This window comes from Phenylobacterium sp., assembly GCF_004299445.1.
Classification (GTDB): Bacteria; Pseudomonadota; Alphaproteobacteria; order Caulobacterales; family Caulobacteraceae; genus Phenylobacterium.
The window spans coordinates 1-18620 of sequence record NZ_SCTC01000050.1; the positions used below are offsets into that span (position 1 = coordinate 1).

General features: G+C 69.2%; 23 protein-coding genes and 1 pseudogene. 15 read left to right on the forward strand and 9 right to left on the reverse strand.

Going from position 1 to position 18620, the window contains the following annotated elements:
* Window positions 1-743, reverse strand: a pseudogene (locus EPN98_RS13100) (hypothetical protein); the annotation flags it as partial.
* 149 nt (window positions 744-892) lie between these two features.
* On the opposite strand from EPN98_RS13100, the gene ubiA reads away from it, so the two are divergent.
* The 4 genes from ubiA to EPN98_RS13120 all read left to right on the forward strand — a co-directional run bounded on the left by ubiA (window position 893) and on the right by EPN98_RS13120 (window position 4230).
* Entirely contained in the window at window positions 893-1873 is a 981-nt protein-coding gene (gene ubiA / locus EPN98_RS13105; RefSeq protein ID WP_293363195.1) for a 4-hydroxybenzoate octaprenyltransferase, read from the forward strand.
* A gap of 247 nt (window positions 1874-2120) precedes the next feature.
* Entirely contained in the window at window positions 2121-2747 is a 627-nt protein-coding gene (locus EPN98_RS13110; RefSeq protein WP_293363196.1) for a TetR/AcrR family transcriptional regulator C-terminal domain-containing protein, read from the forward strand.
* Window positions 2747-3739, forward strand: coding sequence for a fatty acid desaturase family protein (locus EPN98_RS13115; protein ID WP_293363198.1), 993 nt, complete (start codon window positions 2747-2749; stop codon window positions 3737-3739). Before EPN98_RS13110 ends, EPN98_RS13115 begins: the two co-directional genes overlap by 1 nt.
* Window positions 3736-4230: an SMI1/KNR4 family protein gene (locus tag EPN98_RS13120; protein WP_293363199.1), complete on the forward strand. Its 495-nt coding sequence runs from the start codon at window positions 3736-3738 to the stop codon at window positions 4228-4230. The genes EPN98_RS13115 and EPN98_RS13120 overlap by 4 nt, the downstream gene beginning before the upstream one ends.
* Here EPN98_RS13120 and EPN98_RS13125 read toward each other — a convergent pair.
* Window positions 4227-4637 (reverse strand): MmcQ/YjbR family DNA-binding protein, encoded by a 411-nt coding sequence (locus EPN98_RS13125; protein ID WP_293363201.1) that lies wholly within the window; start codon window positions 4635-4637, stop codon window positions 4227-4229. The two genes, EPN98_RS13120 and EPN98_RS13125, sit on opposite strands and share 4 nt — an antisense overlap.
* Between EPN98_RS13125 and EPN98_RS13130 the strand changes: the two genes are divergently transcribed.
* From EPN98_RS13130 to EPN98_RS13140, 3 genes are all read left to right on the forward strand, one after another.
* Window positions 4636-5292 carry a methyltransferase gene (locus EPN98_RS13130; protein WP_293363203.1) on the forward strand — a complete coding sequence of 219 codons (657 nt, stop codon included), beginning with the start codon at window positions 4636-4638 and terminating at the stop codon, window positions 5290-5292. The genes EPN98_RS13125 and EPN98_RS13130 overlap by 2 nt on opposite strands.
* A 38-nt stretch (window positions 5293-5330) precedes the next feature.
* Window positions 5331-5678 carry a VOC family protein gene (locus tag EPN98_RS13135; RefSeq protein WP_293363205.1) on the forward strand — a complete coding sequence of 116 codons (348 nt, stop codon included), beginning with the start codon at window positions 5331-5333 and terminating at the stop codon, window positions 5676-5678.
* Window positions 5679-5859: 181 nt separating this feature from the next.
* On the forward strand, window positions 5860-6990 hold the full coding sequence (locus tag EPN98_RS13140) for a S1C family serine protease (RefSeq protein WP_293363206.1): 1131 nt from the start codon (window positions 5860-5862) through the stop codon (window positions 6988-6990).
* On the opposite strand, the gene EPN98_RS13145 is transcribed toward EPN98_RS13140, so the two are convergent.
* The 3 genes from EPN98_RS13145 to EPN98_RS13155 are packed head-to-tail and all read right to left on the reverse strand — an operon-like array spanning window position 6987 to window position 8600.
* Entirely contained in the window at window positions 6987-7448 is a 462-nt protein-coding gene (locus tag EPN98_RS13145; protein ID WP_293363207.1) for a hypothetical protein, read from the reverse strand. The genes EPN98_RS13140 and EPN98_RS13145 overlap by 4 nt on opposite strands.
* A 48-nt stretch (window positions 7449-7496) precedes the next feature.
* Complete coding sequence (locus tag EPN98_RS13150; RefSeq protein ID WP_293363208.1) at window positions 7497-7856, reverse strand: hypothetical protein; 360 nt, start codon at window positions 7854-7856, stop codon at window positions 7497-7499.
* A gap of 33 nt (window positions 7857-7889) precedes the next feature.
* The gene (locus tag EPN98_RS13155) at window positions 7890-8600 is read right to left on the reverse strand and encodes a hypothetical protein (protein WP_293363210.1); all 711 of its coding nucleotides are present in this window, start codon (window positions 8598-8600) and stop codon (window positions 7890-7892) included.
* A gap of 144 nt (window positions 8601-8744) precedes the next feature.
* On the opposite strand from EPN98_RS13155, the gene EPN98_RS13160 reads away from it, so the two are divergent.
* Together EPN98_RS13160 and EPN98_RS13165 are read left to right on the forward strand one after the other, a co-directional pair.
* A complete protein-coding gene (locus EPN98_RS13160; protein WP_293363211.1) occupies window positions 8745-10514 on the forward strand; it encodes a gamma-glutamyltransferase family protein in 1770 nt (589 codons plus the stop codon).
* Window positions 10515-10607: 93 nt separating this feature from the next.
* Complete coding sequence (locus EPN98_RS13165) at window positions 10608-10952, forward strand: MmcQ/YjbR family DNA-binding protein (RefSeq protein ID WP_293363212.1); 345 nt, start codon at window positions 10608-10610, stop codon at window positions 10950-10952.
* On the opposite strand, the gene EPN98_RS13170 is transcribed toward EPN98_RS13165, so the two are convergent.
* The 3 genes from EPN98_RS13170 to EPN98_RS13180 are packed head-to-tail and all read right to left on the reverse strand — an operon-like array spanning window position 10949 to window position 12799.
* Window positions 10949-11509, reverse strand: a complete 561-nt coding sequence (locus EPN98_RS13170; protein WP_293363213.1) for a lipocalin family protein — start codon at window positions 11507-11509, stop codon at window positions 10949-10951. The two genes, EPN98_RS13165 and EPN98_RS13170, sit on opposite strands and share 4 nt — an antisense overlap.
* Window positions 11510-11561: 52 nt before the next feature.
* Window positions 11562-12578, reverse strand: coding sequence for an alpha/beta hydrolase (locus tag EPN98_RS13175; protein WP_293363214.1), 1017 nt, complete (start codon window positions 12576-12578; stop codon window positions 11562-11564).
* The gene (locus EPN98_RS13180) at window positions 12575-12799 is read right to left on the reverse strand and encodes a hypothetical protein (protein ID WP_293363215.1); all 225 of its coding nucleotides are present in this window, start codon (window positions 12797-12799) and stop codon (window positions 12575-12577) included. The genes EPN98_RS13175 and EPN98_RS13180 overlap by 4 nt, the downstream gene beginning before the upstream one ends.
* 57 nt (window positions 12800-12856) lie before the next feature.
* Here EPN98_RS13180 and EPN98_RS13185 point away from each other — a divergent pair, with 57 nt between their 5' ends.
* From EPN98_RS13185 to EPN98_RS13205, 5 genes are read left to right on the forward strand one after another with little or no spacing between them, the layout of a single operon-like run.
* Entirely contained in the window at window positions 12857-14383 is a 1527-nt protein-coding gene (locus EPN98_RS13185; protein WP_293363216.1) for a UbiD family decarboxylase, read from the forward strand.
* An 8-nt stretch (window positions 14384-14391) separates the two neighbouring features.
* Window positions 14392-14793: an MAPEG family protein gene (locus tag EPN98_RS13190; RefSeq protein WP_293363217.1), complete on the forward strand. Its 402-nt coding sequence runs from the start codon at window positions 14392-14394 to the stop codon at window positions 14791-14793.
* A 37-nt stretch (window positions 14794-14830) separates the two neighbouring features.
* Window positions 14831-16162, forward strand: a complete 1332-nt coding sequence (locus EPN98_RS13195; RefSeq protein ID WP_293363219.1) for a TldD/PmbA family protein — start codon at window positions 14831-14833, stop codon at window positions 16160-16162.
* An 8-nt stretch (window positions 16163-16170) separates the two neighbouring features.
* Entirely contained in the window at window positions 16171-16959 is a 789-nt protein-coding gene (locus EPN98_RS13200; RefSeq protein WP_293363220.1) for a 3'(2'),5'-bisphosphate nucleotidase CysQ, read from the forward strand.
* A gap of 23 nt (window positions 16960-16982) precedes the next feature.
* Complete coding sequence (locus tag EPN98_RS13205) at window positions 16983-17225, forward strand: DUF4170 domain-containing protein (protein WP_293363221.1); 243 nt, start codon at window positions 16983-16985, stop codon at window positions 17223-17225.
* A 185-nt stretch (window positions 17226-17410) separates the two neighbouring features.
* Here EPN98_RS13205 and EPN98_RS13210 read toward each other — a convergent pair whose 3' ends face one another.
* Window positions 17411-18088, reverse strand: a complete 678-nt coding sequence (locus EPN98_RS13210; protein WP_293363222.1) for a sulfur transferase domain-containing protein — start codon at window positions 18086-18088, stop codon at window positions 17411-17413.
* A 108-nt stretch (window positions 18089-18196) separates the two neighbouring features.
* On the opposite strand from EPN98_RS13210, the gene EPN98_RS13215 reads away from it, so the two are divergent.
* Window positions 18197-18604, forward strand: a complete 408-nt coding sequence (locus EPN98_RS13215) for an NUDIX domain-containing protein (protein WP_293363224.1) — start codon at window positions 18197-18199, stop codon at window positions 18602-18604.
* The last annotated feature ends 16 nt before the right edge of the window (window positions 18605-18620 follow it).

Below are 18620 nucleotides of genomic sequence, written 5' to 3' on the forward strand. Positions count from 1 at the left end.
CCGGGTCGGAGCTTTTCCCAGGGTGGGATGTAGGGCTGTGGCGGGGGATCGGGGGGTCTGGGCGGAGCGACCTCTGCAAGAACTGGCTCAGGAACCACGTCTCCCCTCCCCCTTGCGGGGAGGGGCCGGGGGTGGGGGTGCGAACCTTCAGGCGCCGAGCTGACACCCCCACTCCCAACCCTCTCCCCGCAAGGGGGAGAGGGCTTTTGAGGCGGAGGCTCCGGAACAGCCTCGGCGGCCTCCGTCTCCGGCTCGGGCTCGTCGTTGAGGCCGATGTCGTCGGAGAGGCGGGCGATGAGGGCCTCGAGGGGCGTGTCGAGGAAGTCGTCCTCGTGGACGAGGTCTGACAGGCGCTGATCGGCCTCGTGACAGAAGGCGTCGGCGTCCTCGTCGTCGTACTCGTCCCAGACGATGTTCTCGAGATGGCGGCGAACGCGTTTGCGCTTGAACTCGATCCTGGCCTGACGGTCGCGCTCGGCGGCCTTGCGGTCGGCCTCGGCGCCGGCCTGGGCCTCGCGGGCCTTGGCGACCTCCTCGCGGTCGAAGCGCTGCTTCATGGCGATGGTCTGGCGCAGGTTGCGGCAGGCCTGGTTGAGGGCCCGGCCGGAGCGTTCGAACGCCTCGTCGTCAGCGGCGACCTTCTGGCGCTGACCCGCCTCCACGACCGACCCCAGGCACACCTCGGCCATGATCGACAGCATGGCGTCGATACGCTCAGGCGTAAGGACCGGAGGGGCGTTCATATAGAACAAACATAGAACATTGATCGGCGATTGTCAAGAAGTCGGTGGGTTGCGCCAACGACGCCATCCCTCCGACCTCGGCGCTCCGACCCGCACTTCCCCACCCGGCCGGCTGGCGCCGACCTGCCCCTCCCCATAAAGGGGAGAGAATGACCGCTTCCGCTCCCCTCCCCGACGCTGAGCCCACCAACTGGGTGGACGCCTATGCGCCAGCGGCTCTGCGGCCGTGGCTGAAGCTGGGGCGGTTCGATCGGCCGGCGGGGATCTGGCTGCTGATGCTGCCCGGCTGGCAGGGAATCGCGCTGGCGGGGGCGATGCAGGGGCGGCTGCCCGACCCGGTGCTGCTCCTGCTGTTCTTCCTGGGCGCGGCGCTCATGCGGGCGGCCGGATGCGCCTACAACGACATCGTCGACCGCGACATCGACGCCAAGGTGGCGCGCACCGCCATGCGGCCCGTGGCGTCGTGCCAGATCAGCGTCAAGCAGGCCTGGGCGTTCGTGCTGGGATGCTGTCTGGCGTCGCTGGTCATCCTGCTGGCGCTGCCGCCGCTGTGCTGGGCGCTGGGCGTGCTGTCGCTGGGGCTGGTGGCGGCCTACCCGTTCATGAAGCGCATCACCTGGTGGCCGCAGGCGTGGCTGGGCCTCACGTTCAACTGGGGCGCCCTGATGGGCTATGCGGCGGCGGCGCACATCCCCGAGATGCTCATGGCCGGACGGCTCTACGGGGTCGCGCCCGAGGTGGTGCTGACCACGACCTTGCTGCCCGCCCTGCTGCTCTATCTGGGCGGGGTCGCCTGGACCCTCGGATACGACACGGTGTACGCGATCCAGGACCTGGAGGACGACGCGCTGGCCGGCGTGAAGTCGTCCGCCCGCAGGCTGGGCGATGCCGCGCCCCGCGCCGTCTTCATATTCTATGCGGTCGCCGCCGTCCTTCCGGCCGTGGCGGTCGCCACGGGTCGACTGGGCCCCTTCGTCTACGCCGGCCTCGCGCTCTACGCCGCCCACCTTCTGGCCTGGCAGGCGACGCGCGTGCGCACCGACGATCCGGCCCTGGCGCTGAAGCTGTTCCGCTCCAACACCTGGGCCGGCTTGATCCTGTTTTTGGCGATCGCGGCGGGCGCTTTCTAGCGCTTCACCGTCCAACCCGGCAGCGACATCCGCCGCCGCTTCGGTTTGCGGCCCATCAGCCGCATCAGTCCGTCGAGAAGTCCCCGGGTCATACGCTACGCCTCCGTCGGTCTCAGGACCGTGGCGTACGAACATGGCCGCCACGTGACGAGGGGACGAAAGGATGCAGCGGCGAAAGCGCGCAGGGCCGCCAGAGAGGCTATGAGCGGCCTTTGACTTGCATTCTTGTATGGCATACAAGAACGGCATGGCGACCGTGCAATCCCTGGCGGAGGTGCGCGCCGTGCGTGAGCCCGGCAAGCGGATGCGCTCGCGCCTGCTGGACGCGGCGGTCGAGCTGTTCAAGGCCAAGGGACTGTCGGCGGTGTCGGTGGCCGAGATCGCCAAGGCGGCCGGCGCCTACCCCAGCCAGATCACCTACTACTTCCGCACCAAGGAAGCCCTCTTCGTCGAGGCCGCCTGCCGCGAGGTGCTGTACGTGGCCCGCCAGGCCGAACTGGCCGCCGCGGGCGCCGCCTCGGGCCGGGACTACAATCGTCGCCTGGTCGAGACGGTCATCGGCTCTCCGGGGCTGGCGCTGTTCGTCGAAGCCCTGTCGCTGACCCGACGGCGCCAGGACCTGGCCCCACTGGTGGAACGTACCTTCGAACGGCTGCACGCCGAGGGCGATCGCGCCTATGGCGAAGTTCGCCACCAGCGCGGCTGGTCCGAGGTCCAGCCCTCGGCCACGGCCGCCCGACGGTTCTGGACGCTGGCGCTGGGCGTCACGCTGCGCGAAGGCGCGACCGAAGCCACACTTTCCGAAGCGGTCCTCGAGATGACCGCCCTGCTCGACACCCGCCCGTCCCACTCTGCCCTTCAAGGAGACCGCTGATGGCCGCCGCCGCCCGCGTCGCCCCCAAGGACTATTTCACACCGGAGGAGTGGAACCCCCTGTCGACGCGGTCGTCGTGGAAGGGCCCGGCGATGCTGGCCCATGCCTGGGTCGTCATCGGCCTGGCCGCCGCCATGGCCATGGCGTTCCCGATCACCATCCCGCTGGCGGTGATGATCATCGGCGCCCGACAGCTGGGTCTCGCCATCCTCATGCACGACGCCGCCCACGGCGCGCTGCACCCGAACCTGAAGGTCAACGACTGGCTGGGCGAATACCTGACGCCCGGCGGCCTGATTCAGTACCGGACCTACCACCTGGGCCACCACAAGTTCGCCCAGCAGGCCGAGGATCCCGACCTGGGCCTATCGGCGCCGTTCCCGATCACGCGGGTCAGCCTGCGCCGCAAGATCGTCCGCGACCTGACCGGCCAGACCCACTTCAAGCAGCGCTGGGCGCCCTTGTTCAAGCGCATCGGCGAGAAGCGGCCGGGCGAGAGCGCGCCTCAGCTGATCTGGGGGTTCATCAAGCGCCGGCCGCGGTTCTTCATCGGCGGGGCTGTGACGATCGCCCTGACGGCGCCCTTCGGCTTCTGGTGGGCCTGGTTCGTGCTGTGGTGGCTGCCGTCGGCGACCTGGCTGCCGCTGGTCACCCGCCTGCGCAACATCGCCGAGCACGCCTGCATCCCCAAGGATGAGCCCGACCCCCTGCGTCATGCGCGCACCACGCGGGCCAGCCTCTTGGAACGGATTTTCCTCGCGCCCTATTACGTGAACTACCACTGCGAGCATCACATGTTCATGCACGTCCCCTGCTACAACCTGCCCCGCACCCACCGCCTGCTGCGGGACAAGGGCGTGCTGTCCGGCATGCTGACCGCGCCCAGCTACATGGACGTGATGCGCATGGCCTCGTCCAAGCCCGACCGGCAGGACAAGGGCGGCAGCGCCTCGCCCGAGGAGCGCGGCGTCGTCCAGACGGTGATCCAGTGAAGCCAGCCGCGCTCGCCCTCCAGCGGTTCGCCGACAAGTGGGGCGATCCCGATCTGCTGCCCGAGCTGGTCGACTCCGGCGACCTCGCCATCACCGAGCACCGCATGGGGCGGCGGTTCCCGGAAGCCTATGTGCACGCCGTGACGCTGGTGGGGCTGCCGCTGCCGACGCTCTCGCTGTCGAACAGCCTGATCGAGGCCGACGCCGACGCCAGCGACATCGAGGCCTTCTTCACGCCCGAGGAGATCACCGCGGGCTTGAACGCCCACCGGACCGCCGCGACGCCGGCGGCGTTCGTGGCTTTCGCCTCGGACTCGTGCGGTGACCGCTACGGCTTCCTCTGCACGCCAGGAAACGGCGCGCGACCGGCCGAGGGCGCCGTCTTCCAGATGGACCACGAGACGGGCGAAGTGACCGACGTGGCCGACAGCTTCCTGGACTGGCTGCTCGACTACAACCAGATCGCCTTCGTCCATTTCGACGAGGCCTAGCCCAGCGCGCCGGCCAGCCGCTTCGGCGCCGCGAGGCTCCAACTGGAGCGCAGGCGCGACTCCACCAGGTCCCAGTCCACCCGCTCCTCCGCGAGGCAGATCGCCACCCAGCCCGAGGGCCAGAGATAGGCGGGCTTGGAGTAGGTGTCCGGGTCGGCCTCCCACAGGAACTCCTGCTCGTCGCGGCCGGTGGTCTTCACACAGACGCAGGTCAGGCCGTCGCCGTGATGGTTGTGGCGGTAGTAGGCGAACATCTTGCCCGCCACGTCGAAGGCCGGGATGCCGTGGCTGATCCGCTCGCCGGTCTCGGGCAGGGCCAGGCACAGGGCGCGCAGGCGGCTTTCGGCGGCGGCGTGATCGGACGCGAGCATGGCGCCCACCTTACGGCTTCCGGTAAGGAGCGTCATGATCCCCCCTTCGGCGCGCCGCCAGTTCATCGTCGCCAACACCCGCCTGCAGTCGCCGCCGCATACGCCCGAGCTCACGCTGCACCTCGCCGACGAGGTGACGCCGATCTGGCGCATGACCGAGGAGGCCCTGGCCGAGATCGGCCTGCCGCCGCCGTTCTGGGCCTTCGCCTGGGCGGGCGGCCAGGCGCTGGCGCGCTACGTCCTCGACAAGCCCGACGTGGTGAGCGGCAGGGCCGTGATCGACTTCGCCTCGGGCTCGGGGATCGTCGGGATCGCCGCCATGCGGGCCGGCGCAAGCCGCGTCCTGGCCGCCGACATCGACCCCTTCTGCGGCGAGGCGCTCTCGCTGAACGCGGCCGTCAACGGGGTGGCCGTGGACTACACCGGCGCCGACCTGCTGGACGCGCCGCCGCCGCCCTGGGCCGACGTCATCCTGGCCGGCGACATCTGCTACGAGAAGCCGCTGGCCGACCGGGTGATGGCCTGGCTGGCCCAGGCGGGCGCCGCCGGCGCCACGGTGCTGATCGGCGACCCGGGCCGCAGCTACTTCCCCCGAGAGGGCCTGGTGAAGCTGGCGGAATACCAGGTGCCCACGACCCGCGAGCTCGAGGACCAGGAGGTGAAGAAGACCGCCGTCTGGACTCTGCCCTAATCGCGATATAGAACAAATTGGCAACATCGGAGGTGCGCATGCGTGAGGACGGCAAAGTCGACTATGTGGAGATGCCGGGCGGCGAACTGCCCGCCACCAAGGCCTTCTACGCTCAGGCGTTCGGCTGGGGCTTCACCGACTACGGCCCCGACTATGCCGCCTTCAACGAGGGGCTGGACGGCGGTTTCCACACCGGCCAGGAGGACGAGGGCGCCGTCGCAAAGCCGCTGGTGATCCTCTACGCCCACGACCTGGAGGCCATGGAGGCCAAGGTCCGCGCCGCCGGCGGCGCCATCACCAAGCCCATCTTCGCCTTCCCGGGCGGACGCAGATTCCACTTCACCGACCCGGCGGGGAACGAGCTGGCGGTGTGGAGCGAGGGGTAGGCATACGCGCTGGACTCGCGCATAGGCTGCACAATCATCACTGGTCGGAGGGGTGTTCATGCGGTGGGTCGAATTCGCGGCTGCGACGGCCGTACTGGTGGCGGGTCCGGTATCTGCCCAGCCCCTCTCGCCAACGTCCGAAGGGACGCCCCGTCTTTCAGCGGGGCAGGCCGTGCGGCCGGTGGCGCTGACCCGCCTGGGGTCCCAGGTTCGCGACGACCAGGTCATCGGCCGGTACCTGACGGGCGTGGTGTGTGTGAACGCGGAGAGGCTGCTCTGGAAGGATGTGGCCGGCGGCTTCGTGAACCTTAAAGAAGTATTCGGCGAGGAACTGAAAGCAGCCGGCTTCCGCCCGGACTCCGAACCCGGCGACCTCTTCGCCGATACAAAGAACGCGAATACCGACCTGCAGGTGGGCGCCATGGTCCGCTCAGTCGATGCGACCTACTGCGACACCGACTTAGGGGCCTTGACCGGGTCGATGACCCTGACTGTCCAATGGCAGATCTATTCCACGCTGCGCCGCGAAGTCGTCGCTACGATCGAGACGACCGGAGCCGTCAAGAACGCCAAGCTCGCACGCAAGCAACAGGTTCGCTCGCTGGGCCAATTGGCCTTCGCCGAGACGGTCAAGTCGCTGCTGAGCGATGCGCACTTCCGCCAGTTGGTCACGTCGCCCGATCCGGGCGGATCGAGCGTTGTTGGGTCAATGGCGCCCCGCACCCCAATCCGCCTAGTGGGGCCGCGTGGGGGGGCGCCTGTCAACATGGCCCAAGCGTCCGGCTCAGTCGTGGCGATCTTTGCGGGTTCGGGGCACGGCAGCGGCGCTTTGATCTCATCCGAGGGCTACATCCTGACCAACGAACACGTGGTGGGCACAGCGACAACGGTGCGTGTCCGCTGGTCGGACGGCCTCGAGACGACCGGCACGGTGGAGCGGACGGACAAGCGGCGCGACGTGGCTCTGGTCAAGACATCGCCACGTGGCCGCGAACCTCTGGCGGTAAGCCGGACGGTTCCGAGCCTTGGCGCGCCTGTCTTCGCCATCGGCACGCCTCTGGAGCCCAACCTCCAGAACACGGTCACACGCGGCGTGGTGTCGGCGACACGGATCATCGATGGCTTCAATTTCATCCAGAGCGACACGCCGGTCACCCACGGCAACAGCGGGGGGCCGTTGCTGGATGAAAAGGGGGTCGTCGTCGGGATCACGCACAGCATCATTGATCCGACAAAAGGATCGGCGCTGAACTTCTTCATCCCGGTCGGGGACGCCCTGGATTTCCTGGCGCTAGAGACGCCCGCCGCCTAGAACTTCGTCGCCTCGGGGGTGGTGGAGACCAGCTGGCAGACGCCCGAGAAGGCGCCGAAGTCGGCGGCGCCCGTGCGGCGGTCGATGTTGAGTTTCGAGCGGTCGAGGCGGTTCCATTTGACCCGGCCGCGGATCGAAAGCCGGTCGATCGAGACGTCCGTCAGCTCGAACCAGCCGTCCTGGTCGTCCTTGGCGAACAGGGGGATTGAGCTCTTGGGCGGCCGCACGCGAACCTTGCCGCCCTCGACGATGACGCCCAGCTGGGCGGCCTGGCGGTTCTGCACGACGCCGCCCATGGCGTAGGCGTAGCGGCTGCTCCAGGCGTTGGGCGCGATGGCGACGGGGACCGAATCCGTCCCGTTGCAGGTCAGGGTCAGGTTGGCCGGCGCGTCCTGCGCCATCGCCGCTGCGGGGGCGATCAGGGTCGCCGCCGCCAGTCCCATGACCCCTATTCGCACGCCGCCGCTCCTGTCGCCGAACCCTCGCCGACTGATCCTAGTGCGGTTCTATGCCCGCCCGCCAGCGCGGCGACCCAGCGCCAGGGGGATCATCGCCGCCGCCACGCCGGTGAGGTTCGAGACCAGATCCTTGGCCTGGAACGTCCCAGAGACGAGCCCAAACACCTGCATCAGCTCGAATCCGCCGCCGATCCCCAGGTAGGCGGCCCCGATCCACCACGGGTTCACCCGTGGCAGCGAGGCCACGGTCAGCACCGTCAGCAGGTAGCCGTAGACCACGTGCTCGACCACATCGCCCGGCTGGGCCGAGCGCTCGGCGTTGTGGTGCGGGTCGATGGCGCCGGCGAAGGCGATGGCCAGGACGGCGAGCAGCGCCGCACGGGCGATCCAGGGAAGAAGCCTCGTCATGCCCCCTAGATAGGCGAGCCGGAGCCGTTCGCGCTACGCCGCAGCCGCGCGCGACCGCCGCCGTCGCGGGAATCGCACGCTCACCAGCCAGAACGCCATCAGCACCAGGGGTCCCAGGCCGATGATCATCGGCAGCGGCGTGGCGCGCAGCCAGTCGGGCTGGAAATCGGGCTGGCCGAAAAAGAACGACCCCGTCGCCACGAAGAAGGCGAGGCTCATCCGCCAGAGGTGCCGCGCGGTGCGCGCCACGCCCGCAAGGCCGCCGGCGCGCAGCATCCGCAGGTCGCAGACCGCAGCCAGCGCGCTGACCGCGCCAAAGGCATAGACCACGCTGTAAGCGCCTGAACCGCCGGTGACCGTCGCCCAGTAGAGGCCCACAGCCGCGATGCCGAGGGGCGCGGCGACCAGCGCCGCCTCGGCGTGGCCGACGTCACCCGGCCGGCGCTTCGCCGCCAGCCAGGCTGTCAGTGTCAGGTAGAGGGCGAAAACCGCCGCGGTGGTGTTGGTCCACTGATCCTCGTTCAGCATGGGCGAGACGATCGCGCCGACCCCAGCCATCGCCAGCATCGAGACGAAGAAGACGTTGCCGCTGAGCCGGTGCAGCCGTCCGCCCTTCTTCGCGAAGATGGAGACATAGCCCGACGCGATCGCCAGGCTGCCCCCGCCGATGTGCAGGCCCAGCGCAGCCGCGGCTACGGCGTGGGCGATCCAGGGGGCGTCGGCGGCGACGACGAGGTTGGCCATGCGAAGAACTCCAGGCCCTGAGTCTGACGCAGGCGCCTCAAGCCCGCCATGACGCACGGCGCCATTGCCATGACCGCAGGCGCCACGCCGCCGTAGCGAGCCCCGCGGCATCTGCTACACCTCGTCGATCAGCCGGAGTCCTGCATGCGCCGCCGCACGTTCCTCGCCGCCCTCCCCGCCGCCGCCGCCGCGGCCGCCACACCGGCCTTCGCCTCCAGCCGGGCCGAGAACCCCAATCGCAACCGCCCGGACGTCGGGCCCGGCGACCGCATCGACGGCGCCACCTGGGCCGGCCGCAGCGCCGCGTGGGGCGTGCATGGGGCGGCGGCGACGGCGCACCCCCTGGCCACCCTGGCCGCCATCGACATCCTGAAGGCCGGCGGCTCGGCGGTCGACGCCGCGATCGCGGCGAATGCGGTGCTGGGCTATGGCGAGCCCATCGCCTGCGGCATCGGCGGCGACTGCTTCGTGCTGCTTTGGGACCCGAAGACGAAGAAGGTGGTCGGCCTCAACGGCTCCGGCCGCAGCCCCAGGGGCCTCAGCCTGGAGACCGTGCGGCAGCGGGCGACCCCGAAGGGCACGATCCCCAGCCACGGCGCCATCTCGGTCAGCGTGCCGGGCGCCGTCGACGCCTGGTGGGCCTTGCACCAGCGCTACGGCAGGCTGCCGTGGAAGGATCTGCTGCAGCCCGCCATCCGCTATTGCGAGGAGGGCGCGCCGGTCATCCAGAACACCGCCTTCTATGTCGAGGCCTCGAACCGCAACTTCTCGCGCAACACGGCCATCGAGGAGATCGAGAACTTCAAGAAGGTCTGGGTCGCTGACGGCAAGACCCCGCGCGAGGGCGAGATCTTCAAGAACCCCGGCCTGGGCCGCACCTACCGCCTGATCGCCGAGGGCGGCGGCCGCGCCTTCTACGAGGGCGAGATCGCCGACACCATTGAACGCTACTTCAAGCGCATCGGCGGCTGGATGACCAAGGCCGACCTCGCCGCCCACAAGACCGAGTGGGTCGAGCCGCGCAGCGTCGACTATCGCGGCGTCGACGTCTGGGGCCTGCCGCCCAACAGCCAGGGGCTGGCCACGCTGCAGATGCTGGCGATGTTGAACGAGTTCGACGTGAAGGAGATGGGCTTCCAGTCGGCCGCCGCCATCCACCACGGCGTCGAGGCCAAGCGCCTGGCCTTCGAGGATCGCGCCCGCTTCTACGCCGACCCCGCCTTCTACAAGGCGCCGATCGATTGGCTGCTCTCGAAGGAGTACGCCAGGGAACGCGCGAAGCTGATCCTGCCCGACCGCATCCAGCCCAAGGTGGCGCACGGCCAGGCGCCCAGCCGCGGCGACACCACCTATTTCACCACCGCCGACAAGGACGGGATTATGGTCTCAATCATCCAGTCCAACTATCGCGGCATGGGCTCGGGCCTGATGCCCGACGGGCTGGGCTTCATGTTCCAGGACCGCGGCGAGCTGTTCTCGCTGACCGACGGGCACCCCAACCTGTATGCGCCCGGCAAGCGGCCGTTCCAGACGATCATCCCGGGCTTTGCGACCCAGGGCGGCCAGCCGCTGCTGAGCTTCGGCGTGATGGGCGGCGACATGCAGCCCCAGGGCCAGACGCAGATCATTTCGAACATCGTGGACTTCGGCCTGGGCCTGCAGGAAGCCGGCGACAGCCCCCGCTGGCACCACGACGGCGGCAGCGAGCCCACCGGCGAGGACCTTGGCCAGCCCGGCGTGCTGAACCTGGAGACCGGCGTGCCGGCCAAGACCCAGGCCGAGCTCGCGAAGATCGGCTGGCAGATCAAACCTGCCCCGGGTGGTTATGGTGGGTATCAGGCCATCCAGCGCTGGCCGGGCCGCTACGCCGCCGCGACCGAGATGCGCAAGGATGGCGTGGCGCTGGCGTACTGAGCCTGCCGTCTTGGCGCCCTCGGCCGGGATCGGTTGCGGTCTTGAACGGCAGTTACCGATCAGGGTCTGCAACCTGAAGTCCGGAGGCGATCCATGACCGAAGACGAAATGCGCAAGATCGTGCTCAGCTTCCCCGGCGTCGAGGAAGGGACCAGCTACGGGCGGCCGTCGTTCAAGGTGAACGGCAAGTTCCTCACCCGGCTGCGCGACGAGGACAACTCGCTGGTGCTGGTGGATGTGCCGTTCGACGAGCGTGAAATGCTGATCGAAGCCGAGCCTCAGACCTATCACTTTACGGCCCACTACAAGGACTATCCCAGTGTGCTGGCGCGCCTGGAGACCCTGCACCCGGGCTCGCTGCGCAGCTTCCTCGAGCGACGCTTTCGCAAGGTGGCCAAGAAGTCGGTCGTGAAGGCCTGGGACGCGACGCGAGGCTAGTTCTGGCCGGGCGGGAACTGCGTCGGATACTCCAGCTTGCTGACGTCATATCCCAGGCTGCGCGTCCGCGCGGTCATGTCGGCGACCAGTTCCGTCGAGGGCCGGGGGCTGCGCGTATAGAGGTTGACCAGCTTGAAGTCGTCGGTCGCCATGATGAACCACCCTTCGCCGTGGTCGAGCATCCAGTACGTCCGGCCGACCGGCAGCACGCCGAACAGGCGATAGCTGACGTGGACCTTGGTGTTCAGCCCCGGGTTCAGGATCTTCAGCGGCCCGGCGACCACCTTTTCCTTGCCCGCCGGAGATCCGTCACGGCAGCCGTCGCGCTGGATGAGCTTGTCGCCCTCGCGCAGGTAGTCGGTGTAGCCCGCCACACAGCCATCGGTGAGCTTCATGGGGGTCCGGCCGATCTCGTACCAGCGGCCGGTGAAATGGGACGCCGCGTCGATCGGCTGGGCGGGCTCGGGCGCCTGGGGACTGCGGGACGCGCCCATGGACGCGCAGCCCGCGACAAGAAGGGCGAGACCGCCGGCGAAGAATAGCGTCCTGGGTTTCATGCCGAGCTCCGTGGAGCAGGCAGAACCGCGGACCGGCGGCTTCGTTCCTTGACTAGGCCGGCCACAGCTCCGGGAGTTTTGCGGCCAGCCACTTCGCCAAGGCCGCGTTGACCTCGCGCGGCTTCTCCTGGGCCATCCAGTGGCCGCTCCTGACGACCGCCTCGGTGAGATCGGCGCAGTTCGCGCGCATCGGATCGGGCAGGCGCGTCCCCACGGTCGCGCAGACATAGTCATAGGCCCCGTGCAGGAAGAGCGCCGGCATGGCGAGGCGCTTTCCGGGCGCCCTTGCAGCGTGCGCCATGTTGGCCGGGCCGTTCATGTACCAGCTGTCGGGGCCGAAGAAGCCGTTGCGCGACAGGCTCTCGGCGTAGGCCTCCTCGTCCTCGGCGGTGAGCACGCTTCCGTCACGCGGCACGTCGGGGATCGAAGCGCCGCCGAACCAGCCGCCGTTGGCGCGGACGAAGGCGGTGCCCGCGGGCTGACCCTCGCCGCCCGGCGCGCCCGCCCGGAAGGCCAGCTTCACGAAGCCGCGCGGATTCTGATCGAAGCCCGCGCAGGCGGCGGCGAAGTTCTCACGATAGAACAGCATGTACTCCCACTGTCCGGCCGGGAACTGGTCCTCGGGATAGACGGCGCGGTCCACCAGCGGGATCAGCGTCTCTGGGGCGAAGCCGTCGGGCATGTAGGGCACGCAGAGCGCGGCGACGCCGAGGGTCCGCTCGGGGTGCTGCTGGGCCATGCTCCAGACCACGGGGGCGCCCCAGTCGTGGCCGACGAACACCGCCTTCTCCGCGCCCAGGTGGTCCAAGAGCTCGATCAGGTCGGCGACCGCGTGCTCGACTGCGTAGTCCTCGTGCCGGGAATAGACGCTGGAGCGCCCATAGCCCCGCATGTCCGGCGCGACGGCATGGAAACCCAGCCCGCCGAACACCGGCAGCTGATGGCGCCAGGAAATCGAGAGTTCGGGCCAGCCGTGGACGAAGATGATCGGCGTGGCGCCAGGGTCGCCCGCCGACAGGTAGTGGGTCGTGTGACGCGCGGTGGCGTGGATGTGGCTGGCAGCGTTCAAAACTCGTCCTCGATGGCGGCGCGGAAATCCTCGAACACCTCGGCCATTTTCTGCTCGGGCGGAAGGTCCGGCTCGGGCTCGGCCGCGGGTGGCGGCGCGGCGACCGTAAGACGGCTCACCACCGCGCCGTGCTGCACCAGCACCAGATCCTCGCCCTCGGGCAGGCCGGCCAGAAGGGCGGCGATCTTGGGCGGCAGGTCGTCGAGGTCGAGGCGGGCCATGTGCTCTCCGTGGGGCCGCATCCTAGACCGCTTCACCGGCCCCAGGTAAACGGCGCCATGGCTTATCGATCGCTGCGCGAGTTCCTGGCCAAGCTGGAGGCGGCGGGCGAACTGGTCCGCGTCACCGAGCCTGTGTCGACCCACCTGGAAATGACCGAGATCCAGCGCCGCCTGCTGGCGACCGGCGGGCCGGCGGTGCTGTTCGAGAACGTCATCCGCGCCGACGGCGAACGCTCGACCATGCCTTGCCTGGTCAACCTGTTCGGCACGGTGAAGCGGGTGGCCATGGGCGTGACGCTCGAGGGCAAGGAGCGCACCACCGCGGGCGAGTTGCGCGAGGTGGGCGAGTTGCTGGCGTTCCTGCGCCAGCCCGAGCCGCCGCGGGGCCTGAAGGACGCCTTCGACATGCTGCCGCTGGCCAGGACCGTGATGGGTATGCGGCCCCAGGTGCGGAAGACCGCGCCGGTGCAGGAGGTCGTGCTCAAGGGCGACCAGATCGATCTCACCAAGCTGCCGATCCAGGGCTGCTGGCCGGGCGAGCCGGCGCCGCTGATCACGTGGCCGCTGGTGGTGACCAAGGGGCCGTCCGACAGCCGGGAGGACGACTTCAACCTCGGCATCTACCGCATGCAGGTGCTGGGCAAGGACCGCACGATCATGCGCTGGCTGGCCCACCGCGGCGGGGCGCAGCATCACCGGCGGTGGAAGGCGCAGGGCAAGCGTGAGCCGCTCCCCGCCTGCGCGGTCATCGGCGCCGACCCCGGCACGATCCTGGCCGCGGTGACGCCGGTGCCGGACACGCTGTCGGAGTACCAGTTCGCGGGCCTGATGCGCGGCGCCAAGCTGGACCTGGTCCCGGCCAAGACGGTGCCGCTGATGGTGCCGGCCCACGCCGAGATCGTACTGGAGGGCCACGTCCTGCTGGACGAGTACGCCGACGAGGGGCCCTACGGCGACCACACCGGCTACTACAACTCGGTGGAACAGTTCCCCGTCTTCCAGGTCACCGCGATCACGATGCGGAAGGACCCGATCTACCTGACCACCTTCACCGGCCGGCCGCCGGACGAGCCCTCGGTGCTGGGTGAGGCGCTGAACGAGGTGTTCATCCCGCTGCTGCAGCAGCAGTTCCCCGAGGTGGTCGATTTCTGGCTGCCGCCCGAGGGGTGCAGCTATCGTATCGCCGTCGTGTCGATGAAGAAGGCCTACGCCGGCCACGCCAAGCGCGTGATGATGGGCGTCTGGAGCTACCTTCGGCAGTTCATGTACACCAAGTGGGTGATCGTCGTGGACGACGACATCGACGCCCGCGACTGGAAGGACGTCATGTGGGCGCTGTCCACGCGTATGGACCCGGCCCGCGACATCACCGTCATCGAGAACACCCCGATCGACTACCTCGACTTCGCCTCGCCCGAGAGCGGCCTGGGGTCGAAGATCGGCCTCGACGCCACCAACAAGTGGCCGCCCGAGACCCACCGTGAATGGGGCGAGAAGCTGGGTATGGACCCGGACACCGTGGCCAAGGTCACGCAGATGTGGGGACGCCTGGGGTTGCCGGGTGACGGCGCGCCGGTGGATTAACGCAGCCCATGGACGCTAACGCTTCGGCCCACGCCGCCGCCCTCTGGGCCGGCCTGCACCTGATCCTGCTGCTCGTGCTGTCGGTGCTCGTCACCCGGCAGCGGCGCAAGCACCACGTCGAGATCGGCGACGGCGGCGTGCCGGCGCTGAACCAGGCCATCCGCGCCTTCGGCAACGCCACCGAATATGTGCCGGCCGCCATGGCCGGCCTGGCCCTGCTGGCGCTGGTGAACGCCCCGCCGCTGCTGATCCACCCGATCGGCGCGATCCTGTTCGCGGGCCGCCTGGCCCATGCCATCGGCCTCTCCCGTTCGACCTCCGCGACGCTGCCGCGGGCCCTGGGCGTGCTGGCCACCTGGATCAGCTACGTGGCCATCGCCGCGGCCCTTTTGTTCTACGCCATCCCGTAGGGTTGTTCGGGCGGCCCGGGTCGGCCATATCCCGGCGATGGATGAGACCCTTCTGAACGACGTCGTCGCCGCTGCGCTCAAGGCGGGCGCCGACGCGGCCGAGGCCGTGGGCGCCCAGCGGCGCAGCCTGTCGATCACCGTCCGCAACGGCGATCTCGAGGAAGTCGAGCGCGAGGAGTCCCGCGACCTGGGCCTCCGCGTGTTCGTGGGCAAGCGTCAGGCGACGGTCTCGGGATCCGACATTTCGCCCGAAGCGCGCGCCAAGCTTGTCGAGCGCGCGGTCGCCATGGCCCGCCTGGCGCCCGAGGACCCCTATGCCGGCCTGGCCGACCCCGAGCATCTGGCCCGGGAGCCGATGCGCGACCTGCACCTCTACGACGCCAGCGAACCGACGCCCGAGATGCTGGAAGAGCGCGCCCGCATCGCCGAGGCCGCGGCGCGGGCTGTCCCCAAGGTGACCAATTCGGATGGGGCGGCCGGCGCCTGGTCGTCGTCGCAGTGGACCATGGTCACCAGCGGGGGGTTCACCGGCGTCCATCAGGCGTCCGGGTTCTCGATCAGCGCCTCGGCCATCGCCGGCGACGAGAACGGCATGGAGACCGGCCACGACGGGCGCTCCACCCGCTGGCAGGCTGACCTCCCCTCGCCGGAAAGCCTGGGAGACTCGGCCGGCCGCAGAGCCGCCGCCCGTCTCGGCGCGCGCAAGATCGCGTCCACCACCGCCCCAGTGATCTTCGAGAACCGCCTCGCCGGCGCGCTGATGAGCCCGCTGATCGGCGCGATCTCGGGCCCGGCCATCGCCCGCGGCGCGTCGTTCCTGAAGGACAAGCTGGGCCAGCAGCTGTTCGCCAAGGGCGTCGTCATCCGCGACGACCCGCACAAGCTGCGCGGCCTGGGATCCTCGCCCTTCGACGACGAGGGGGTGGCGAACGAGGCCCGCAACCTGATCGACGACGGCGTGCTGACCACGTGGCTGCTGAACACCTCGTCCGCCCGCCAGCTCGGCATGAAGACCACCGGCCACGCCTCGCGCGGCCTCGCCGGACCGCCCGGCGTCTCGACCTCGAACCTGACCTTCATGCCGGGCGACAAGGACCAGGCGGGGCTGATGAAGGACGCCGGAAACGGCCTGCTGATCACCTCGATGTTCGGCCCGTCGCTCAACAGCAACACCGGCGACTGGTCGGTGGGCTGCGCCGGGTTCTGGTTCGAGGACGGCGAGATCGCCTATCCGGTGAACGAGATCACCGTGGCCGGCAACCTGCTGGACATTTTCAGCCGCGTCACGCCCGGCTCCGACCTGGAGTTCCGCGGCGCCGCCAACGCCCCCTCGCTGCTCGTCGACGCTCTCGCCATCGCGGGTCTCTAGACGCCGGAATGGAAGAGGACCTGACCCTCATCCTCGACGCGGCCCGCGAGGCCGGCGAACTGGCCTGGGACCTGCGACGCCAGGGCCTGGAGATCGAATACAAGGAGGACGACGGCACGCCGGTCACCAACGCCGACCTGGCCGCCGACAAGCTGCTGACCGAACGCCTGCGCGGCGCGCGTCCTGACTACGGCTGGCTGTCCGAGGAGACGGCCGACGACAGGAGCCGGATGGATCGCCGTCGCCTGTTCGTGGTCGATCCGATCGACGGCACGCGCGCCTTCCTGAAGGGTCGGCCCTGGTGGTCGGTGGCGATCGCCGTCGTCGAGGACGGCCTGCCGGTGGCCGCCGTGGTGTTCGCGCCGGAATGCCACGAAATATACGCCGCCGCCGCCGGCCGGGGCGCGACCCGCAACGGCGAGGCGATCTCGCCCTCGAACGCGACGGAACTGGCCGACTGCCGGATGGTGGGCGACCCCATCGTCTTCGGCCACTGGTCGTGGCCCACGCCCTGGCCGGCGATGCAGGTCGAGCAGCGCAACTCCACCGCCTATCGCATGTGCCTGGTGGCGGCCGGCGACTTCGACGCCGCCGTGGCGCCGGTGCGCAAGTCGGACTGGGACGTGGCCGCCGGCGATCTGATCGCGCGCGAGGCGGGGTGCTTCGTGGGTGACCACACGGGCGAAGGCTTCCGCTACAACCGCGCCAGACCGTCGCAGGCCAGCCTGATCTGCGCTACCCCGGCGCTGGCCCCATTGATCCTGCCGCTCGTCCAGCATATTGGCCCGCGGAAATGATTTCAGCTGAAACGATCTAACCCATGCCCAGCACCGAACTTCTCCATCTCGTCCTCGGCGGGGAACTCAAGTCCCTCGACGGCCCGCCCGAGTTCAAGGACTACGCGAGCGTCGACTTCGTCGGCGCGTTCGGCAGCTACGAGGAAGCCGCCCGCGCCTGGCGCGCCAAGGCCCAGGCCACCGTCGACAACGCCCTGATGCGCTACTTCGTCCTGCACGCCCACAAGCTGCTGACCCCCGCCGCCGACGACGGCCACGCGCACTAGATTCGCCCGCCGAAGAGCGGGCGGTGGGAAGGGCAAGCGGCGGGCAGAGCGGGACGATCTTCCGCCCAACGACTGACCAGGTCGGACCACAGGCTCGCGGGTGAGGCTCGCCCTCTCCACCACCCGCTCTACGGCCTTCGGCCTCGGCGTGCGGTCCCCCTCTCCCCCTTCGTGGGAAAGGCAGACTACTCTCGCCGAAGCACACTCTCGGTGAGCAGGTTGCCCCACATGTTGGTTCGGAAGTCGGCTTTCATGGCGGCCGGGTCGTACATCGGGCTCTCGACCCATTCCAGGAAGCTCATGCCCGCCGGCTCGCCCTCGGTGAGGTAGCGGGCGAAGGTGTAGTCCAGCACGCCGGTCTTGCCGTGGCGGATGTGCAGGTACTTGAACGACAGCTGGTCCAGCGCCTCGCGGATCGTCTTGCCCTTGCGAAAGTGCATGTAGAGCACGCTCATGATGCCCGCCCGGTCCGCGCCGGACTTGCAATGCATCATCGCCGGGTACTCCAGCGTCTCGAACAGCCGCTTGGCGCCCAGAACGCGGTCGCGCGACGGCACCTCGCGCGACGTGATCGTGAAGTTCACGAAGTTCAGCCCCAGGCGCTCGCAGGCGTCCTTCTCCAGGGCGTGGAAGCTGGCGTCGAACCCGCCGCGCAGGTTGACGATCGACTTGATGCCGCGCGCCTTCCATTCCGCGATCTGGTGCGGCCACGGCTGATTGGCCCGAACCAGCTCCTCGCTGATCCAGTGCGCGTTCGAGAACCCCAGCCGCAGGTAGGCGTGGTCGTTCCAGAGATAGTCGAGGTAGGTCTTCATCCGCCCCAGCGGGCTTTTGAGGTCGAAGCGGTCGGCCGGGGCGGTCATGTCGGCCTAACTAGGGCCAGCCGTGCCGCCGGGGAAGTCCGCCGGCGCTCGCCAGCTTGAGGTTCGCCGCCGATTCCATCTGAACCGGACAGGCTCTAGGGTCCGCCCATGACGAAGCCATCGCCAAACCAGCCCCGGGTCGGCTGCGGCGTCGTGATCCAGCGCGACGGCGAGCTCCTGCTGATCCGCCGCGGCCGCGCTCCGGAAGCGGGCTGCTGGAGCCTGCCCGGCGGCAAGGTCGACGCAGGCGAACCTACGGAGACAACGGCGCGCCGCGAGATCGCGGAGGAACTGGGCCTGATCCTCGGCCCGCTCGAGCTCCTTTGTGTCGTGGACCTCATCCTCCCCGATCAACACTGGGTTTCGCCGACATACCTGGCGCGAAGCTTCCAGGGCGAGCCGGCCCTTCTCGAGCCTGAGAAGCACACCGGCCTGGGTTGGTTTCGGCTGGACGCCCTGCCGACCCCGCTCGCCGCCTCCGTGATCGCGGCGGCGGCGGCGATGAATCGGATTTGACCCACCACGGTTCGGC